General features: G+C 67.8%; 12 protein-coding genes and 1 pseudogene. 5 read left to right on the plus strand and 8 right to left on the minus strand.

The window, feature by feature from the left end; all coding sequences use genetic code 11:
- The first annotated feature begins 28 nt into the window (after positions 1 to 28).
- The gene (locus QFZ21_RS03845) at positions 29 to 1033 is read left to right on the plus strand and encodes an isopenicillin N synthase family oxygenase (protein ID WP_307374598.1); all 1005 of its coding nucleotides are present in this window, start codon (positions 29 to 31) and stop codon (positions 1031 to 1033) included.
- Positions 1034 to 1037: 4 nt separating this feature from the next.
- On the opposite strand, the gene QFZ21_RS03850 is transcribed toward QFZ21_RS03845, so the two are convergent.
- The 3 genes from QFZ21_RS03850 to rpsO all read right to left on the minus strand — a co-directional run bounded on the left by QFZ21_RS03850 (position 1038) and on the right by rpsO (position 2713).
- On the minus strand, positions 1038 to 1376 hold the full coding sequence (locus QFZ21_RS03850; protein WP_307374600.1) for a transcriptional regulator: 339 nt from the start codon (positions 1374 to 1376) through the stop codon (positions 1038 to 1040).
- A 13-nt stretch (positions 1377 to 1389) separates the two neighbouring features.
- Positions 1390 to 2265, minus strand: coding sequence for a hypothetical protein (locus tag QFZ21_RS03855; RefSeq protein WP_307374602.1), 876 nt, complete (start codon positions 2263 to 2265; stop codon positions 1390 to 1392).
- A 178-nt stretch (positions 2266 to 2443) separates the two neighbouring features.
- Entirely contained in the window at positions 2444 to 2713 is a 270-nt protein-coding gene (gene rpsO / locus QFZ21_RS03860; RefSeq protein ID WP_307374603.1) for a 30S ribosomal protein S15, read from the minus strand.
- 187 nt (positions 2714 to 2900) lie between these two features.
- On the opposite strand from rpsO, the gene QFZ21_RS03865 reads away from it, so the two are divergent.
- Entirely contained in the window at positions 2901 to 4193 is a 1293-nt protein-coding gene (locus tag QFZ21_RS03865; protein ID WP_307374605.1) for an MFS transporter, read from the plus strand.
- Between the two features lie 49 nt (positions 4194 to 4242).
- Here the strand turns inward: QFZ21_RS03865 and QFZ21_RS03870 are convergent, their stop codons facing one another.
- Together QFZ21_RS03870 and QFZ21_RS03875 are read right to left on the minus strand one after the other, a co-directional pair.
- Entirely contained in the window at positions 4243 to 4797 is a 555-nt protein-coding gene (locus tag QFZ21_RS03870) for a YceI family protein (RefSeq protein ID WP_307374607.1), read from the minus strand.
- Positions 4798 to 4977: 180 nt separating this feature from the next.
- Entirely contained in the window at positions 4978 to 5346 is a 369-nt protein-coding gene (locus QFZ21_RS03875; protein WP_307374609.1) for an FKBP-type peptidyl-prolyl cis-trans isomerase, read from the minus strand.
- A 90-nt stretch (positions 5347 to 5436) separates the two neighbouring features.
- Here QFZ21_RS03875 and QFZ21_RS03880 point away from each other — a divergent pair, with 90 nt between their 5' ends.
- Positions 5437 to 6939, plus strand: a complete 1503-nt coding sequence (locus QFZ21_RS03880; protein WP_307374611.1) for a GntR family transcriptional regulator — start codon at positions 5437 to 5439, stop codon at positions 6937 to 6939.
- Positions 6940 to 7073: 134 nt separating this feature from the next.
- On the opposite strand, the gene QFZ21_RS03885 is transcribed toward QFZ21_RS03880, so the two are convergent.
- Positions 7074 to 8381: a PrsW family intramembrane metalloprotease gene (locus QFZ21_RS03885; protein ID WP_307374613.1), complete on the minus strand. Its 1308-nt coding sequence runs from the start codon at positions 8379 to 8381 to the stop codon at positions 7074 to 7076.
- 89 nt (positions 8382 to 8470) lie between these two features.
- Between QFZ21_RS03885 and QFZ21_RS03890 the strand changes: the two genes are divergently transcribed.
- Positions 8471 to 9340, plus strand: coding sequence for a fumarylacetoacetate hydrolase family protein (locus tag QFZ21_RS03890; protein WP_307374614.1), 870 nt, complete (start codon positions 8471 to 8473; stop codon positions 9338 to 9340).
- Positions 9341 to 9423: 83 nt separating this feature from the next.
- Here QFZ21_RS03890 and QFZ21_RS03895 read toward each other — a convergent pair whose 3' ends face one another.
- Together QFZ21_RS03895 and QFZ21_RS03900 are read right to left on the minus strand one after the other, a co-directional pair.
- Entirely contained in the window at positions 9424 to 10884 is a 1461-nt protein-coding gene (locus QFZ21_RS03895; RefSeq protein WP_307374615.1) for an aspartate ammonia-lyase, read from the minus strand.
- Positions 10885 to 10942: 58 nt separating this feature from the next.
- Positions 10943 to 11864 (minus strand): annotated as a pseudogene (locus QFZ21_RS03900) (phosphodiesterase).
- 60 nt (positions 11865 to 11924) lie between these two features.
- On the opposite strand from QFZ21_RS03900, the gene QFZ21_RS03905 reads away from it, so the two are divergent.
- Entirely contained in the window at positions 11925 to 12491 is a 567-nt protein-coding gene (locus tag QFZ21_RS03905; protein WP_307374617.1) for a TetR/AcrR family transcriptional regulator, read from the plus strand.
- Positions 12492 to 12509: the final 18 nt, after the last annotated feature.

Here is a 12509-nt window from a genome sequence, read left to right on the forward strand (position 1 = left end):
CCGCGCGAAGCCGACGTAGCCTCGGTCCATGGCTGAACTCTCGCTCCCGATCCTCGACTTCTCCCAGCTCGACGAAGGACCCGAAGCTGCCGCGCGATTCCGCGACGAGCTCCGGGCTGCGACGCACGACGTCGGGTTCTTCTACCTCACCGGCACGGGCATCTCCCCCGAGCTGGAGGCGCGACTCCACCAGGCAGCCCTCGACTTCTTCGCGCTGCCCGAGGCCGACAAGCTCGCCATCGAGAACGTCAAAAGCCCGCATTTCCGCGGCTACACCCGCGTCGGCGGCGAGCGGACGCAGGGCAAGGTCGACTGGCGCGAGCAGATCGACATCGGACCGGAGCGCGAACCGGTCGACGACGGCCCCGCCTTCAACCGCCTCACCGGTCCCAACCTCTGGCCGGCGGCCCAGCCGGAGCTGCAGGAGGTCGTCACCGAGTGGCACGACACACTGACCGCGATCGCCCGCAAACTGCTGCGCACGTGGGCGTTGACCCTCGGTGCGGACGAGACCTATTTCGACGAGCCCTTCCGCGACCCGTCCACCCTGATCAAGATCGTGCGCTACCCGGGATCCCACGAGCCCGAGCCGCAGCAGGGCGTGGGCGCGCACAAGGACTCCGGTGTGCTCACGCTGCTCTGGGTCGAGCCGGGGAAGCGCGGCCTCCAGGTCGAGCGCGACGGCGAATGGGTGTCCGCTCCTCCCGTCGACGGCGCCTTCGTCGTCAACATCGGAGAGCTGCTCGAATACGCCACCGGAGGTTATTTGAAAGCAACGAATCATCGGGTCATCTCGCCCCGCGCACCGGAGGAGCGCATCTCGATCCCGTTCTTCTTCAACCCCGCGCTCGACCAGCAGCTCCCGCTGCTCGAGCTCCCTGCCGACCTGGCCGCCGAGGCCACGGGCGTCACCGATGATCCGAGCAACCCGATCCACGCCACCTACGGCGAGAACGCCTTGAAGTCCCGCCTGCGCGCGCACCCGGACGTGGCGGCGATCCACCACGCCGATCTGCTGGGCACTCCCGCCTGAGAGATCAGGGCATCTGCTGCCCGCCGAGCTCGACGATCTCGCGCAGGGCCCGCAGGTGTCCCGAGAAGGCGCTGAGCCCCGCCTCCGTCGAACGCACCCACGTCCGCGGGCGAGAGCCCAGGTTGCCCTTGCGGCCGGTGACGTAGCCGGCATCCTGCAGATGCGAGATCGCCTTGCTCAGGGCCGAGTCGCTCGCCTGCAGGATCTCGGCGAGCGTGGCGAAGTCGAGTTCGATCCCCTCGGCGAGCGACGCCATCAGGGAGAACCGGATCGGCGTGGAGAAGTTGTCGTCCAGCCGGGTGCGGGGATGGGCTCGCCGAGGTTCGGCGGCACGATCGGTCATCGGGAGCAGCCCATCAGCTCGCCCCGTTCGACGGGGTCCGTCGATGCGACTCCGGCACGAGAGCGGATCCGATCAGCAGCAGCGCCACGAGTGCGCCCGCGCCGACCCTGATCGGCATCGGCACCTCGCCGGAATAGGCCGACTGCAGGCTCAGCCAGATGATCACTGCCATGCCAGCGCCGTAGGCGGCGAACTGCGGCCAGCGCCAGTAGCGACCGAGGGATGCGGGGCCCGCATCCGTCGTCCACGCGAAGAACCAGCCGATGATGATCAGCATCATCGCAAGCATCACGAGCGATGTGCCGAGGTTGTCTCGGATGCCGATCGACAGCGCCGCGGCCCCCAGGAACAGACCCAGAACGGCGGTGGCGATCCTGGTGGCGAGCGGAAGCGGCTCCCGCGGTTCGCGGACCACCCGCTCACTCCCCCGTGCCTTCCAGAGCTGGACCAGTCCCAGCCCGCCGAAGCCGATCAGCAGGAGAGCGCCCGGGATGAACGACACCCAGAGCGGTCCGTGGCCGGGTGACAGCAGGATGAAGAAGAACGAACCGATCACCGCGACGGCGAGCGCCACCGTGAGGACCACGTACCACACCTTGGATCGCGGAGTGCGCCATTGCAGACCATGACGTTCGCCCATCCCCGCGCTTATCTGACTCATGATGATGATCAGGAACAGCAGGGGGTGGATGGCCGAGGAGTCCGTCCGGAAGACGAACACATAGGCGGTGATCACGACCGAAGTCACCGCTGCCGAGAGGATCGTCTGCCATGCGACCGCACGCCGGTCGATCCGTCGCTCACGACGTTGCTCCACGGCTTCGACCTGGTCGAGATAGAGACGGGCGACCTCGGGAGATGGTGGGTCCAGCGGTTCCACACCGTGCATCGACCGGTGATCCATGACGACCTCGACATTCTCTTTCCATGTGGAAAGCTCAGTTACTTTCCTAATGGAAACCTTCCGACTCGTCAACCCCCGCCAGGGAACGACGAAGGCCGCCCCACACCGTGGGACGGCCTTCTCAAGAATGTTCTGCGCGATAAGTACGCTGGGGCGCTCTGCCTTAGCGGCGGAGTCCGAGACGATCGATCAGCTTGCGGTAACGCTCGATGTCGATGTCCTGGAGGTAGCCGAGCAGACGACGGCGCTGACCCACCATGAGGAACAGGCCACGACGCGAGTGGTGGTCGTGCTTGTGCTCCTTGAGGTGTTCGGTGAGGTCCTTGATGCGCTGCGTCAGCATCGCGACCTGCACCTCGGGGGATCCGGTGTCACCGGGGTGCGTCGCGTACTCTTCCATGATCGCCTTCTTGGCGTCAGACTCGAGTGGCATAGATGGGATCCCCTTTCAGTTCGTTGCGCGGCGCCCGACGCCTGATGCGAGGGCTCTCTTTATCCGCGGCCGATCAAACGGCAACCTGAAGAGTCTACCAGTCGGCGAGCACCCCGGTCGACACGCGGAGCGAGCCGGCCACCGCCTCGCGCGACTACGCTCGAAGGGTGCAGCAGAGGGTCTTCGAATGAGCGCGTCCCGCGGACACCTCATCGACCTCACTCCGCTGAAATCGAGCCCCGCGTTCGCACGGATGTGGATCGGGTCGACGCTGGCGGGCATCGGCGGCCAGCTGACCATCGTCACCGTCATGCTGCACGTGTTCGCCCTCACGGAGAGCACCTTCGCGGTGTCGATGATCGCGGTCGCCGGGCTCATCCCGATGATCCTGGCCGGACTGTACGGCGGGATGCTCGCCGACGCGTTCGATCGCCGGCGGGTCGCACTGATCGCTGCGACCCTGACCTTCGCGTCCACCGCCCTCCTCGCGGCTCTCACCTGGTCGGGTCTCGAGACCATCTGGTGGCTCTACATCCTCAGCATGCTGAACTCGGCGGCGAACTCGGTCGGGATGGCGACCAGGACCGCCATCGTGCCGCGGCTCATCCCCCGCGACATGCTCGCGGCGGCATCCGCTCTCAACGGCGTGGCGTTCGGCGTCACCGTGATGGCGGGGCCGGCCCTCGCGGGAATCCTGGTGGCGCTCACCGGCTACGGCTGGACCTACACGATCGACGTCGTGCTGATGCTGTCGATGTTCCTCGGCCTGTGGACTCTTCCCGCGCTGCGTCCCGAGGGTGACATCGTGAAGCCGGGATTCGCCTCACTCGTCGACGGCTGGCAGTTCCTGCGCAGGGCCGGGAACATCCGGATGCAGTACATCATCGACATCATCGCGATGACCTTCGGCCAGCCGCTCGTGCTCTTCCCCGCCCTCGGTACCGTCCTGCTCGGCGGAGGGGCCGTGACGACCGGCATCCTGACCGCCGCCGTCGCGGTCGGCACGTTCGCGTCGAGCCTGTTCTCCGGTCGCGTCGTGCACTACCGCTGGCACGGGCGCGGCATCGAGCGCGCCGTCGAGGCCTACGGCGCCGCGATCCTGCTCTTCGGTGTCGTGCTTCTGATCGGGGCTTTCTCCGGATCGGCTTCCGAGACCACCCCGCACATCGGCCTCATCGTCGCGGCGTGCGTGGCTCTCGCCCTCTCCGGCGCCTCGGACAACGTCAGCTCGATCTACCGCAACACCATGATGCAGGCAGCGGTCCCCGACACGATGCGCGGGCGCCTGCAGGGAGTCTTCATCGTCGTGGTGACCGGCGGACCGCGCGTCGGCGCGCTCTACGCCGGAACCCTTGCGACGGTCACCGCGCTCTGGTTCCCCCCACTTCTGGGCGGCATCCTCGTGATCGCGCTGGTCGCGCTGCTCGCCCGCCGCAACCGTCGATTCCACGACTACGACGCAGAGAACCCCGAGCCCTGAGGGGCCCGGGGTTCGCGTGCGAGCGATCGGCTCAATCCTGCTGCAGAAGTCAGTCCTGCTGCAGAGCGCCCTGCAGGTCGAGGCTGATCGTGACGTCCTTGCCGACGAGCACGCCGCCGGTCTCGAGAGCGGCGTTCCAGGTGAGGCCGAAGTCCTCACGGTTGATCACGGTCTTGGCGGATGCGCCGGCCTTGTAGTTGCCGAAGGGGTCGGTGCCGAAACCGCCGAAGTCGAGCTCGAAGCTGACCGGCTTGGTGATGCCGCGGATCGTCAGGTCACCGTCGACGAACAGCTCGTCGCCCTTGACATGCGCGCCGGTGGAGACGAACTCCATGGTCGGGAAGTTCTCGGTGTCGAAGAAGTCGCCCGAACGGAGGTGGGCGTCGCGGCCCTCGTCGTTCGTGTCGATGGACGTGACGTCCACACTTGCCTCGACCTTGGCCTCCAGCGGGTTCTCCGGCGCGACGAGCGTGGCGCTCTTGACGCCGAACGTGCCACGGACCTTCGAGATCATCATGTGACGGACGCTGAACGTCACCTCGCTGTGGGAGGGGTCGAGCACCCAGGTGCCTGCGCGGTAGCCGGGGATGTCGATGCTGGTCATGGTTTCTCCTCTGGAGAGATCAGCCGCTGCTGCGGCGAGGGACAGGGGCCGCGTGCGCGGCATCACTCGGTCCAACTTACATTCATCGACATATATTCCCGCGCATGCAGATAGGTGGCCGTCACGATGAAGCGCCCCGCCCCCGCAAAGGGACGAGGCGCTTCGGTGCGCGTGCGACGGTCAGCCGACGGCGACGAGATCGATGATGAAGATCAGGGTCTTGCCGGACAGGAAGTGGCCGCCGCCGACAGGGCCGTAGGCGAGGTGCGGCGGAATGACCAGCTCGCGTCGTCCGCCGACCTTCATGCCGGGGATGCCGTCCTGCCACCCCTGGATCAGGCCGCGCAACGGGAACTGGATGGTCTCGCCACGGCCCCAGGAGGAGTCGAACTCCTCACCGGAGTCGAACTCGACACCGGCGTAGTGCACGGTGACGGTGTCGCCGGGCTTCGCTTCGGTGCCGTCGCCCTCGATGAGGTCGCGGATGACGAGCTCCTCGGGAGCGGGGCCGGTAGGGGCATCGAACTCGGGCTTTGTGCGATCAGTCATACGTCCATCCAATCATCATCGGGCGCACTCGTGGCTGAGGGATCTTTCCGGTAAGGGCAACCTTGGTGCGAGAATCGAAGCATGGAATCGATGTCGACCTCGCAAAGGGCCGTCGATCCCCTCGCGCCGGCACCCATCGAGGCCGCCGAGCCGCGACGCCCGCATCGTCTGCAGGGAGTGCTGTTCCAGCCGATCGGCGATGAGGGCAGGGCCGAGCTCGTGGAGCGCCGACTGGTCGATGCGATCACCCGCGGCCACCTGAGCGCAGGCGAGCGGCTCCCCACGGAGGCCGACCTCTCGAAGAGTCTCGGCGTCGCCCCGGTGACCGTGCGGGAGGCCCTCCTCGCTCTCAGGGAACGAGGGCTCGTCATCACCCGTCGCGGACGGAACGGGGGCAGCTTCGTCGCTCAGCACGCGGATCCGCTCTCGTTCGCCCGGGAGGCCGTCCGCAAGACCTCCCGGGTCGCACTGCGCGACATGGGCGCTCATTACGCCGCCATCACCGGTGCCTGCGTGCGACTCGCCGCTCGCCGAGCGGACGCCTCGGAGGCTCGGCAGGTGCGCCGACGCATGGAGCATGTCGGCGAACTCGACGGCGACGCCCGGCGGCGGCTGCTCGACGACGTGCAGATCGAGCTGGTCGCTCTCAGCCAATCGGCGCGGCTCACTCGAGAGCAGATGAAGCTGCAGGGCGAGATCTCCCCCTTTCTCCGGCTCGTCGCGCACGCGGACGAGGGGTGCGTGCGACAGGCCGAGCACCTCCGCTCGGTGATCGACGCGGTCGAGGCCGCCGACCCCGAAGCGGCGAGCGCGCGCACGGAGACCATGGTGCTCGAGACCGTCGACCGCCCTCATCCAGCTCCAAGTCCGACTGAAGGCCGACACATGACAACGGGAACTGACACGGCTGCCCGCGATGCGGCAACGATCGTCGAGGAGTACTTCGCCTCCCCGATCAGGAGCCTGCTCGCCTGGGTGACCCCCTTCGCTGAGCAGGTCGCAGCGGCCAGACGCTCCGGTCCGCTCACCAGCGCGAGGATCGACGCGCTTGTCGAGCCCCACGCCCTGGCCACGCTGAGCCTGACCGACGTGCCCGTGTACGGCGCGGGGTTCATCGCCGCCATCGATCTGCTCGCCGACGCGCACAGTCACCTCGCGTGGTGGCAGGGCGAGGACCGCAGGCAGCTCGTGCTCGCCGCGCAATCGGTCAACAAGGAGAACATCGACTACAGCGCGCTCGAGTGGTACCGGGTGCCGATGGCGACGGGCGAGCCGCACATCGCAGGACCCTATGTCGACTACCTCTGCAGCGACGACTACACGATGACCATCGCCGCGCCCGCGGCGGTCGACGGGGAACGGATCGGCGTGGCCGGCCTCGACCTGCTCGTCGCATCGGTGGAGCACGACCTGACGCCGCGTTTTGCGGCCCTCGGCCACGAGGTGACGCTGATCAACGGCGTCGGCCGCGTGATCGTCTCCACCGACACCCGTTGCGCCACCGGGGACTCAGTACGCGGCAGCCGTCTGGCTGATCTTCCGCGTGTCACCTGCGCCGGTGTCGCCCTCGACGTGATCGTCGAAGGCATCTGAGCGGACGCCCGGACTCGACGGCGCGCAACAAGCCCTTGACACCCCGCGGGGGCGGGTGCACCCTGTTTACAGACCAACTCAGCGCCCGGGAGACTAGCAGGCATCGCCGCAGCACCGGGCGCTGAGTCTTGCCGTCAGTAGGCCAGCAGCGCCGCTCTCGTCGCCCTCGTGCGGATCAGCAGTGCCCGCTCATCCTCGGCGGCGAGCGGGTCGCGGCCGGTGATCGCCCGCTGCCGCACCGAGGCCAGCGCCGTCGCATCCTTGATGAACTCCTTCATCAGCGGACGACGATCGCCGCGCAGCTGCCTGGCCCACGTGAGACCGACCTTGCGTCCGGCCGGCGTCGCCAGCATGGTGACCTCCTCCGGCGTGAACCATCCGGCCGCGGCGTAGTCGCCGAGGCGCGCCTTGGTGAGCCGCGACTCCTCCCGCCGCAACGCGATGATCCCGATGATGAAGCCGACGAAGAGCGGCACCTGGAGGGTGAAGTACAGCCCGAAGAAGTCGGCGAACGTCGCAGAGCCGTTCCACAGTCCGTGCAGCAGGATCGCTCCGAGCATCCCGAGCAGCCCGGCGCCGAGCGCGGCGCCCGCCGAGCCATGACGTCGCGCGGCGAGACCGATGGCGAAACCGGTGAGCGAGGTGAACATGGCGTGTGCGAACGGCGACAGCAGCGCTCGCACCACGAACGTCACCGTGAGCTGCTCTCCGCCGCCCTCGATCAGGCTGATCGCGAAGTACTGGATGTTCTCGGTGAAGGCGAAACCGGCGCCTACCAGAGCGCCGTACACGACACCGTCGACGGGTCCGTCGAAGGCGCGACGGGCCACGAGGAAGACGAGGAAGACACCCAGCCCCTTCCAGAACTCCTCGACGATCGGCGCCTGCACCACGGCGGAGAACGCATCGTCCCGCACGCCCAGCAGCAGCGTGAGGCCGATGTCGACGAGCAGGGTGAGCCCGATCGCCGCGATGGCCCCCCACGCGATGGCGAAGACCACCAGGCGTTTGGGCTCGGGCTCCCACCGGTCGATCATCCGAACTCCGAGGAAGACGATCGCGAGCGGGATCAGCGCGAGCACGAGTCCGATCACGGATGCCAGTGGACCCAATGCCCAGCCGAAATATCCGATCAGCGCGAGCAGCAGGAAGCCCAGGAAGGCGAACAGCCACAGCGAGACCGAGCGCCCCTTCTTCGTAGGCACGGGCAGCGCCGGCAGCGAGGCGGCCGGCGAAGGAGCGACAGGGGCGGGTGGCGTGTACGGGGTCGGCTGCGCCAGGGCCGACGCGTACGTCGGCTGCTGCGAGAACTGCGCCGGCGTGTACGGGGAGCGCGCGTACTGCGGCGCGGAGTACTGCGGCGGAGTCGGCTGCGGTGAGGGAGGCGTGTACGGCGTGGGCTGCTGCGGCTGTGGCGGCTGGGGAGGTCCTCCGAAACTCATAGCCAAAGCATATGGGGCACAAGCGTCATCGCCCCCTTATGGCGGACACCTCCACACGCCGATCCCCCACCACCCGGTAGCGTAGAACCATGCGGTTCGCTCATCTGCGCCGTCCCGACTCCCCCCACGCGGTTCTCGCCGTGGTGCAGGACACGGACGCCATCCTCGTCTCTGATCTCCTCAACGACGCTCCTGCCACTCTGCAGAAGCTGATCGAGAGAGGAGACGGCGTGCTCGACGAGCTCCGCGCAGCGCTCGCGGCAGGTGCGGCCCCTCGGCATCCGCTCGGCGACTGGACCTTCGACTCTGCGGTCCTCGCTCCCCCGGCGGTGCTCGCCGTGGGCCTCAACTACGCCGCGCACTCGAGCGAGCTCGGGCTCAAGACCGACGCTGCGCCGACGGTGTTCACCCTGTGGCCGAACTCCCTCAACGGGCACGAGCAGATCACCTCCTGGAGCCGCTCACTCAGCGAGGCCGTCGACTACGAGGCCGAGCTCGGTGTACTGATCGGCGCCCCGGCGAAGGACGTCACCGAGGCCGATGCGCTCGACCACGTCTGGGGTTACACGGTCGTCAACGACATCACCGCTCGGAACATCCAGTTCGCCGAGGCGCAGTGGTCCCGCTGCAAGTCGTTCGACGGCTTCACCCCCACCGGGCCGTTCGCCGTCACGGCCGACGAGGTCGCCGACCCGCAGGACCTGCACATCTGGGCCGTCGTCGACGGCGCCACGGTGCAGGACGCCAGCACCGGACAGATGGTGAGGTCGGTCGCGAAGCTGATCGCCCACCTCTCGCAGTCGATCACCCTCCTGCCGGGCACTCTGATCTCGACGGGCAGCCCCGGCGGGGCGGGGTACTCCCGCGATCCGCAGATCTTCCTCCAGGACCACTCGACCGTGACCGTCGGGATCGACGGCCTCGGCGAACTCACCACCTACTGCCGCGTCAACGACTGACCTCGTCCGGCGCGAACGCGAAGGGGACGGATGCAGCTCGCATCCGTCCCCTTCTTCGTGCGGGCGTCGGTCGTGCAGACCGATCAGATCTCGACGAGATCCTCCGGCGTGATCACCGGGATGGCGGCGGTGATGGCCTCGAGCCCGGAGAGACGAGCGGGCGAGAGCTGCTTGATGACCTCGTCGCGCGACATCAGGCCTGCCTCCACGACCAGGTCGGCCACGTTCCGGTTCGTCAGCAGAGCGGTCTTGGCGAGGGCAGCGGCGGCCGCGTAGCCGATGAACGGGGTGAGCGCGGTGATCACGCCGACCGAGGCGCCGACCATCGCACCGAGGCGATCGCGGTTCGCGGTGATGCCGTCGACGCAGTTCACCCGCAGTGTCCACATCGCCTGACGCATCCAGGTGATCGACTGGAAGATCGAGTGCGCGATCACGGGCTCGAAGGCGTTGAGCTGGAGCTGCCCCGCCTCGGCCGCCATCGTGACGGTCATGTCGGCACCCGCGACAGCGAAGGCCACCTGGTTCACCACCTCGGGGATCACCGGGTTGACCTTGCCGGGCATGATGCTGGAGCCGGCCTGCATCGCGGGCAGGTTGATCTCTCCGAAGCCGGCCTGCGGGCCGGAGGAGAGCAGGCGCAGGTCGTTGCAGATCTTCGACAGCTTCATCGCGTTGCGCTTGAGGGTCGAGGAGAACGACATGAACGACCCGGTGTCGCTGGTGGCCTCGACGAGGTCGGCTGACGTGACCAGGTCGAGCTCCGTGATAGCGCGCAGGTGCTTCAGCACCGCGGGCGCGTAGTCGGCATGGGTCGTGATGCCGGTGCCGATCGCGGTCGCGCCCATGTTGATCTCGAACATCAGTGACGCGTTCTCGGTGAGCCGCGTGTGGTCGAACCCGAGGGTCGACGCGAAGCCGTGGAACTCCTGACCGAGCGTCATCGGCACGGCGTCCTGCAACTGGGTGCGGCCGACCTTCAGGACGTCGTGGAACTCACGCGACTTGGCGAGGAAAGACAGCCGCAGCAGGTCCAGCTCCTCGAGGAGCGAGCGGAGGGTCAGCGAGAGACCGATCTTCACCGCGGTCGGGTACACGTCGTTGGTCGACTGGCTGCGGTTCGTGTGGTCGATCGGCGACAGGAACGCGTAGTCGCCCTTCTCCCGGCCCGCCATCTCGAGCGCGATGTTGGTGATGACCTCGTTCGCGTTCATGTTGGTCGAGGTCCCGGCCCCGCCCTGGATGACGCCCACCGTGAACTGATCGTGGAACTCGCCGTCGATCACACGCTGTGCTGCCCGGTCGATCAGGTCCGCACGCTCCGGGTCCAGCACCCCGATCTCACGATTGGCCCGCGCGCTCGCCTGCTTGACCATCGCGAGAGCGACCACCAGATCGGGATAGACCGAGATGGGGCGCTTGGTGATCGGGAAGTTCGCGTCGGCGCGGGCGGTGTGGATGCCCCAGTACGCGTCGACGGGGATCTCCATGCTCCCGAGGGAGTCGGATTCGGTGCGGGTGAGGGCAGGCGCGGCAGAAGCCATGTCACATCCTTGTGGGTCGTGGCGGGTGAGAGTGGGGGATGCGTCCAGTCTACGCGGCTCACCGCGGGGGTTTACGGGAGAACGCCTCCAAGCGCCCCTCCGGCGAGAGCGTCGCCATCTGCGCGAGCCACTCCTCGGAGAAGAAATCCCCCGTCGCTGCGCCGTCCACCGGGATGACCGTATGGGTGATCGTGTCGGGGTGCACGTGGACGAGCTGGAACGCCTGTGCGGCATCCATCCCGTTCACCTCCGCGGCCGGAAGTGCGACGTTCATCGTGTAGCAGGTCGCCGACGAGACGCTCACCGGGAACGCCGGCGAACGTTCCGTGAGAGGAGTAGTGCAGGTGCCCGGCGAGGATGCCGCGCACGTCGGTGCCGCGGATGATCTCGGCGAGCTCGTCCTGATGACGGAGTTCCAGGATGTCGAACAGCGGAACATGGCTCGGCAGCGGAGGATGATGCATGGCCAGCAGCGTGCCGTGCGGAGCCGGCACGCTGAGCTGGTCGGCGAGCCACGAGAGCTGACCCGCGTCGAGATCACCGTGGTGCCAACCGGGAACGCTCGTGTCGAGGGCGATGACGCGCAGCCCGTCGAGATCCCACACTCCGGTGACCGGCTCTGCCGAAGCGGGAAGACCGAGCAGGTCCCGGCGCAGGGCCGGGCGCTCGTCGTGGTTGCCCGCGACCCAGACCACCGGTGCCCCCAGCTCGGCGGCGATCGGCTCCACCGCCTGACGCAGTCGGCGGTAGGCGTCGGGCTCCCCCAGATCCGCGAGATCCCCCGTCACGACGATGGCCGAGGGGTTCGGATGCACCGTGCGGATCGCCTCGAGGGTCCGCGCGAAGTTCGCCTCGACGTCGAACCTGTCCGCCAGACGCACACCGCCGGCGAGGAAGTGCGGGTCACTGACGTGGATGAGGACGTGGGACGCGGGCCGGTGCCGGCCGAAGGCATACTCGCTGCCGGTTCCTGCGGACATGTCCTCAGCCTATGCTCCGCAGCACTACTGCGGGTGTAGTGATCGCAATAGGATGACGGCATGGCCAAGAACGAGAGCAGACGACGAGCGATCGCGGACGCCGGCCTGGCCGTGCTCGCGCGAGAAGGATCCCGCGGGCTCACGCATCGAGCCGTCGACGTCGCAGCCGGCGTGCCGACCGGCACGACCTCGAACTACTTCCGCAGTCGGGACGCCCTGGTGGAAGGTCTCGTCGAACGCATCGGGGAACGGCTCGCTCCGAGCGAGGAAGACCTCGCGCGACGCGCAGCCGGCGCGCCGGGGCCGGACCTCTTCGCCGATTACATCCGCGACATCGTGCGCCGCCTGAGCGCCGACCGTGACGTGACGATCGCGCTCTTCGAACTCCGCCTCGAGAGCAGCCGCCGCCCGGAGGTCGCCGCGGTTCTCGGCGCCTGGCAGCGGGCCGGCCTTGACGGCGATGTCGCCTTCAATGCCGATGCGGGGCTTCCCGGTGGGCGACGGGAGATCGCGCTCTTCCACTACGCGATCGACGGGCTCCTGCTCGATCGGCTCACGACGTCCATCGATCCGGAGACCTCGACCGACGACATCATCGACGACCTGGTCGCCGGGCTGCTCCGCTGAGAGCAGTCGTCGAATCCT

The sequence above is a fragment of the Microbacterium sp. W4I20 genome (assembly GCF_030816505.1).
Classification (GTDB): Bacteria; Actinomycetota; Actinomycetes; order Actinomycetales; family Microbacteriaceae; genus Microbacterium.

Excerpts from the sequence above, each read along its gene's own strand:
- QFZ21_RS03885 (WP_307374613.1), bottom strand. The coding sequence starts at position 8,381 with ATGAGTTTCGGAGGACCTCCCCAGCCGCCACAGCCGCAGCAGCCCACG.
- QFZ21_RS03855 (WP_307374602.1), bottom strand. The coding sequence starts at position 2,265 with ATGCACGGTGTGGAACCGCTGGACCCACCATCTCCCGAGGTCGCCCGT.
- QFZ21_RS03895 (WP_307374615.1), bottom strand. The coding sequence starts at position 10,884 with ATGGCTTCTGCCGCGCCTGCCCTCACCCGCACCGAATCCGACTCCCTC.
- rpsO (WP_307374603.1), bottom strand. The coding sequence starts at position 2,713 with ATGCCACTCGAGTCTGACGCCAAGAAGGCGATCATGGAAGAGTACGCG.
- QFZ21_RS03875 (WP_307374609.1), bottom strand. The coding sequence starts at position 5,346 with ATGACTGATCGCACAAAGCCCGAGTTCGATGCCCCTACCGGCCCCGCT.
- QFZ21_RS03890 (WP_307374614.1), top strand. The coding sequence starts at position 8,471 with ATGCGGTTCGCTCATCTGCGCCGTCCCGACTCCCCCCACGCGGTTCTC.
- QFZ21_RS03905 (WP_307374617.1), top strand. The coding sequence starts at position 11,925 with ATGGCCAAGAACGAGAGCAGACGACGAGCGATCGCGGACGCCGGCCTG.
- QFZ21_RS03845 (WP_307374598.1), top strand. The coding sequence starts at position 29 with ATGGCTGAACTCTCGCTCCCGATCCTCGACTTCTCCCAGCTCGACGAA.
- QFZ21_RS03880 (WP_307374611.1), top strand. The coding sequence starts at position 5,437 with ATGTCGACCTCGCAAAGGGCCGTCGATCCCCTCGCGCCGGCACCCATC.
- QFZ21_RS03865 (WP_307374605.1), top strand. The coding sequence starts at position 2,901 with ATGAGCGCGTCCCGCGGACACCTCATCGACCTCACTCCGCTGAAATCG.
- QFZ21_RS03870 (WP_307374607.1), bottom strand. The coding sequence starts at position 4,797 with ATGACCAGCATCGACATCCCCGGCTACCGCGCAGGCACCTGGGTGCTC.
- QFZ21_RS03850 (WP_307374600.1), bottom strand. The coding sequence starts at position 1,376 with ATGACCGATCGTGCCGCCGAACCTCGGCGAGCCCATCCCCGCACCCGG.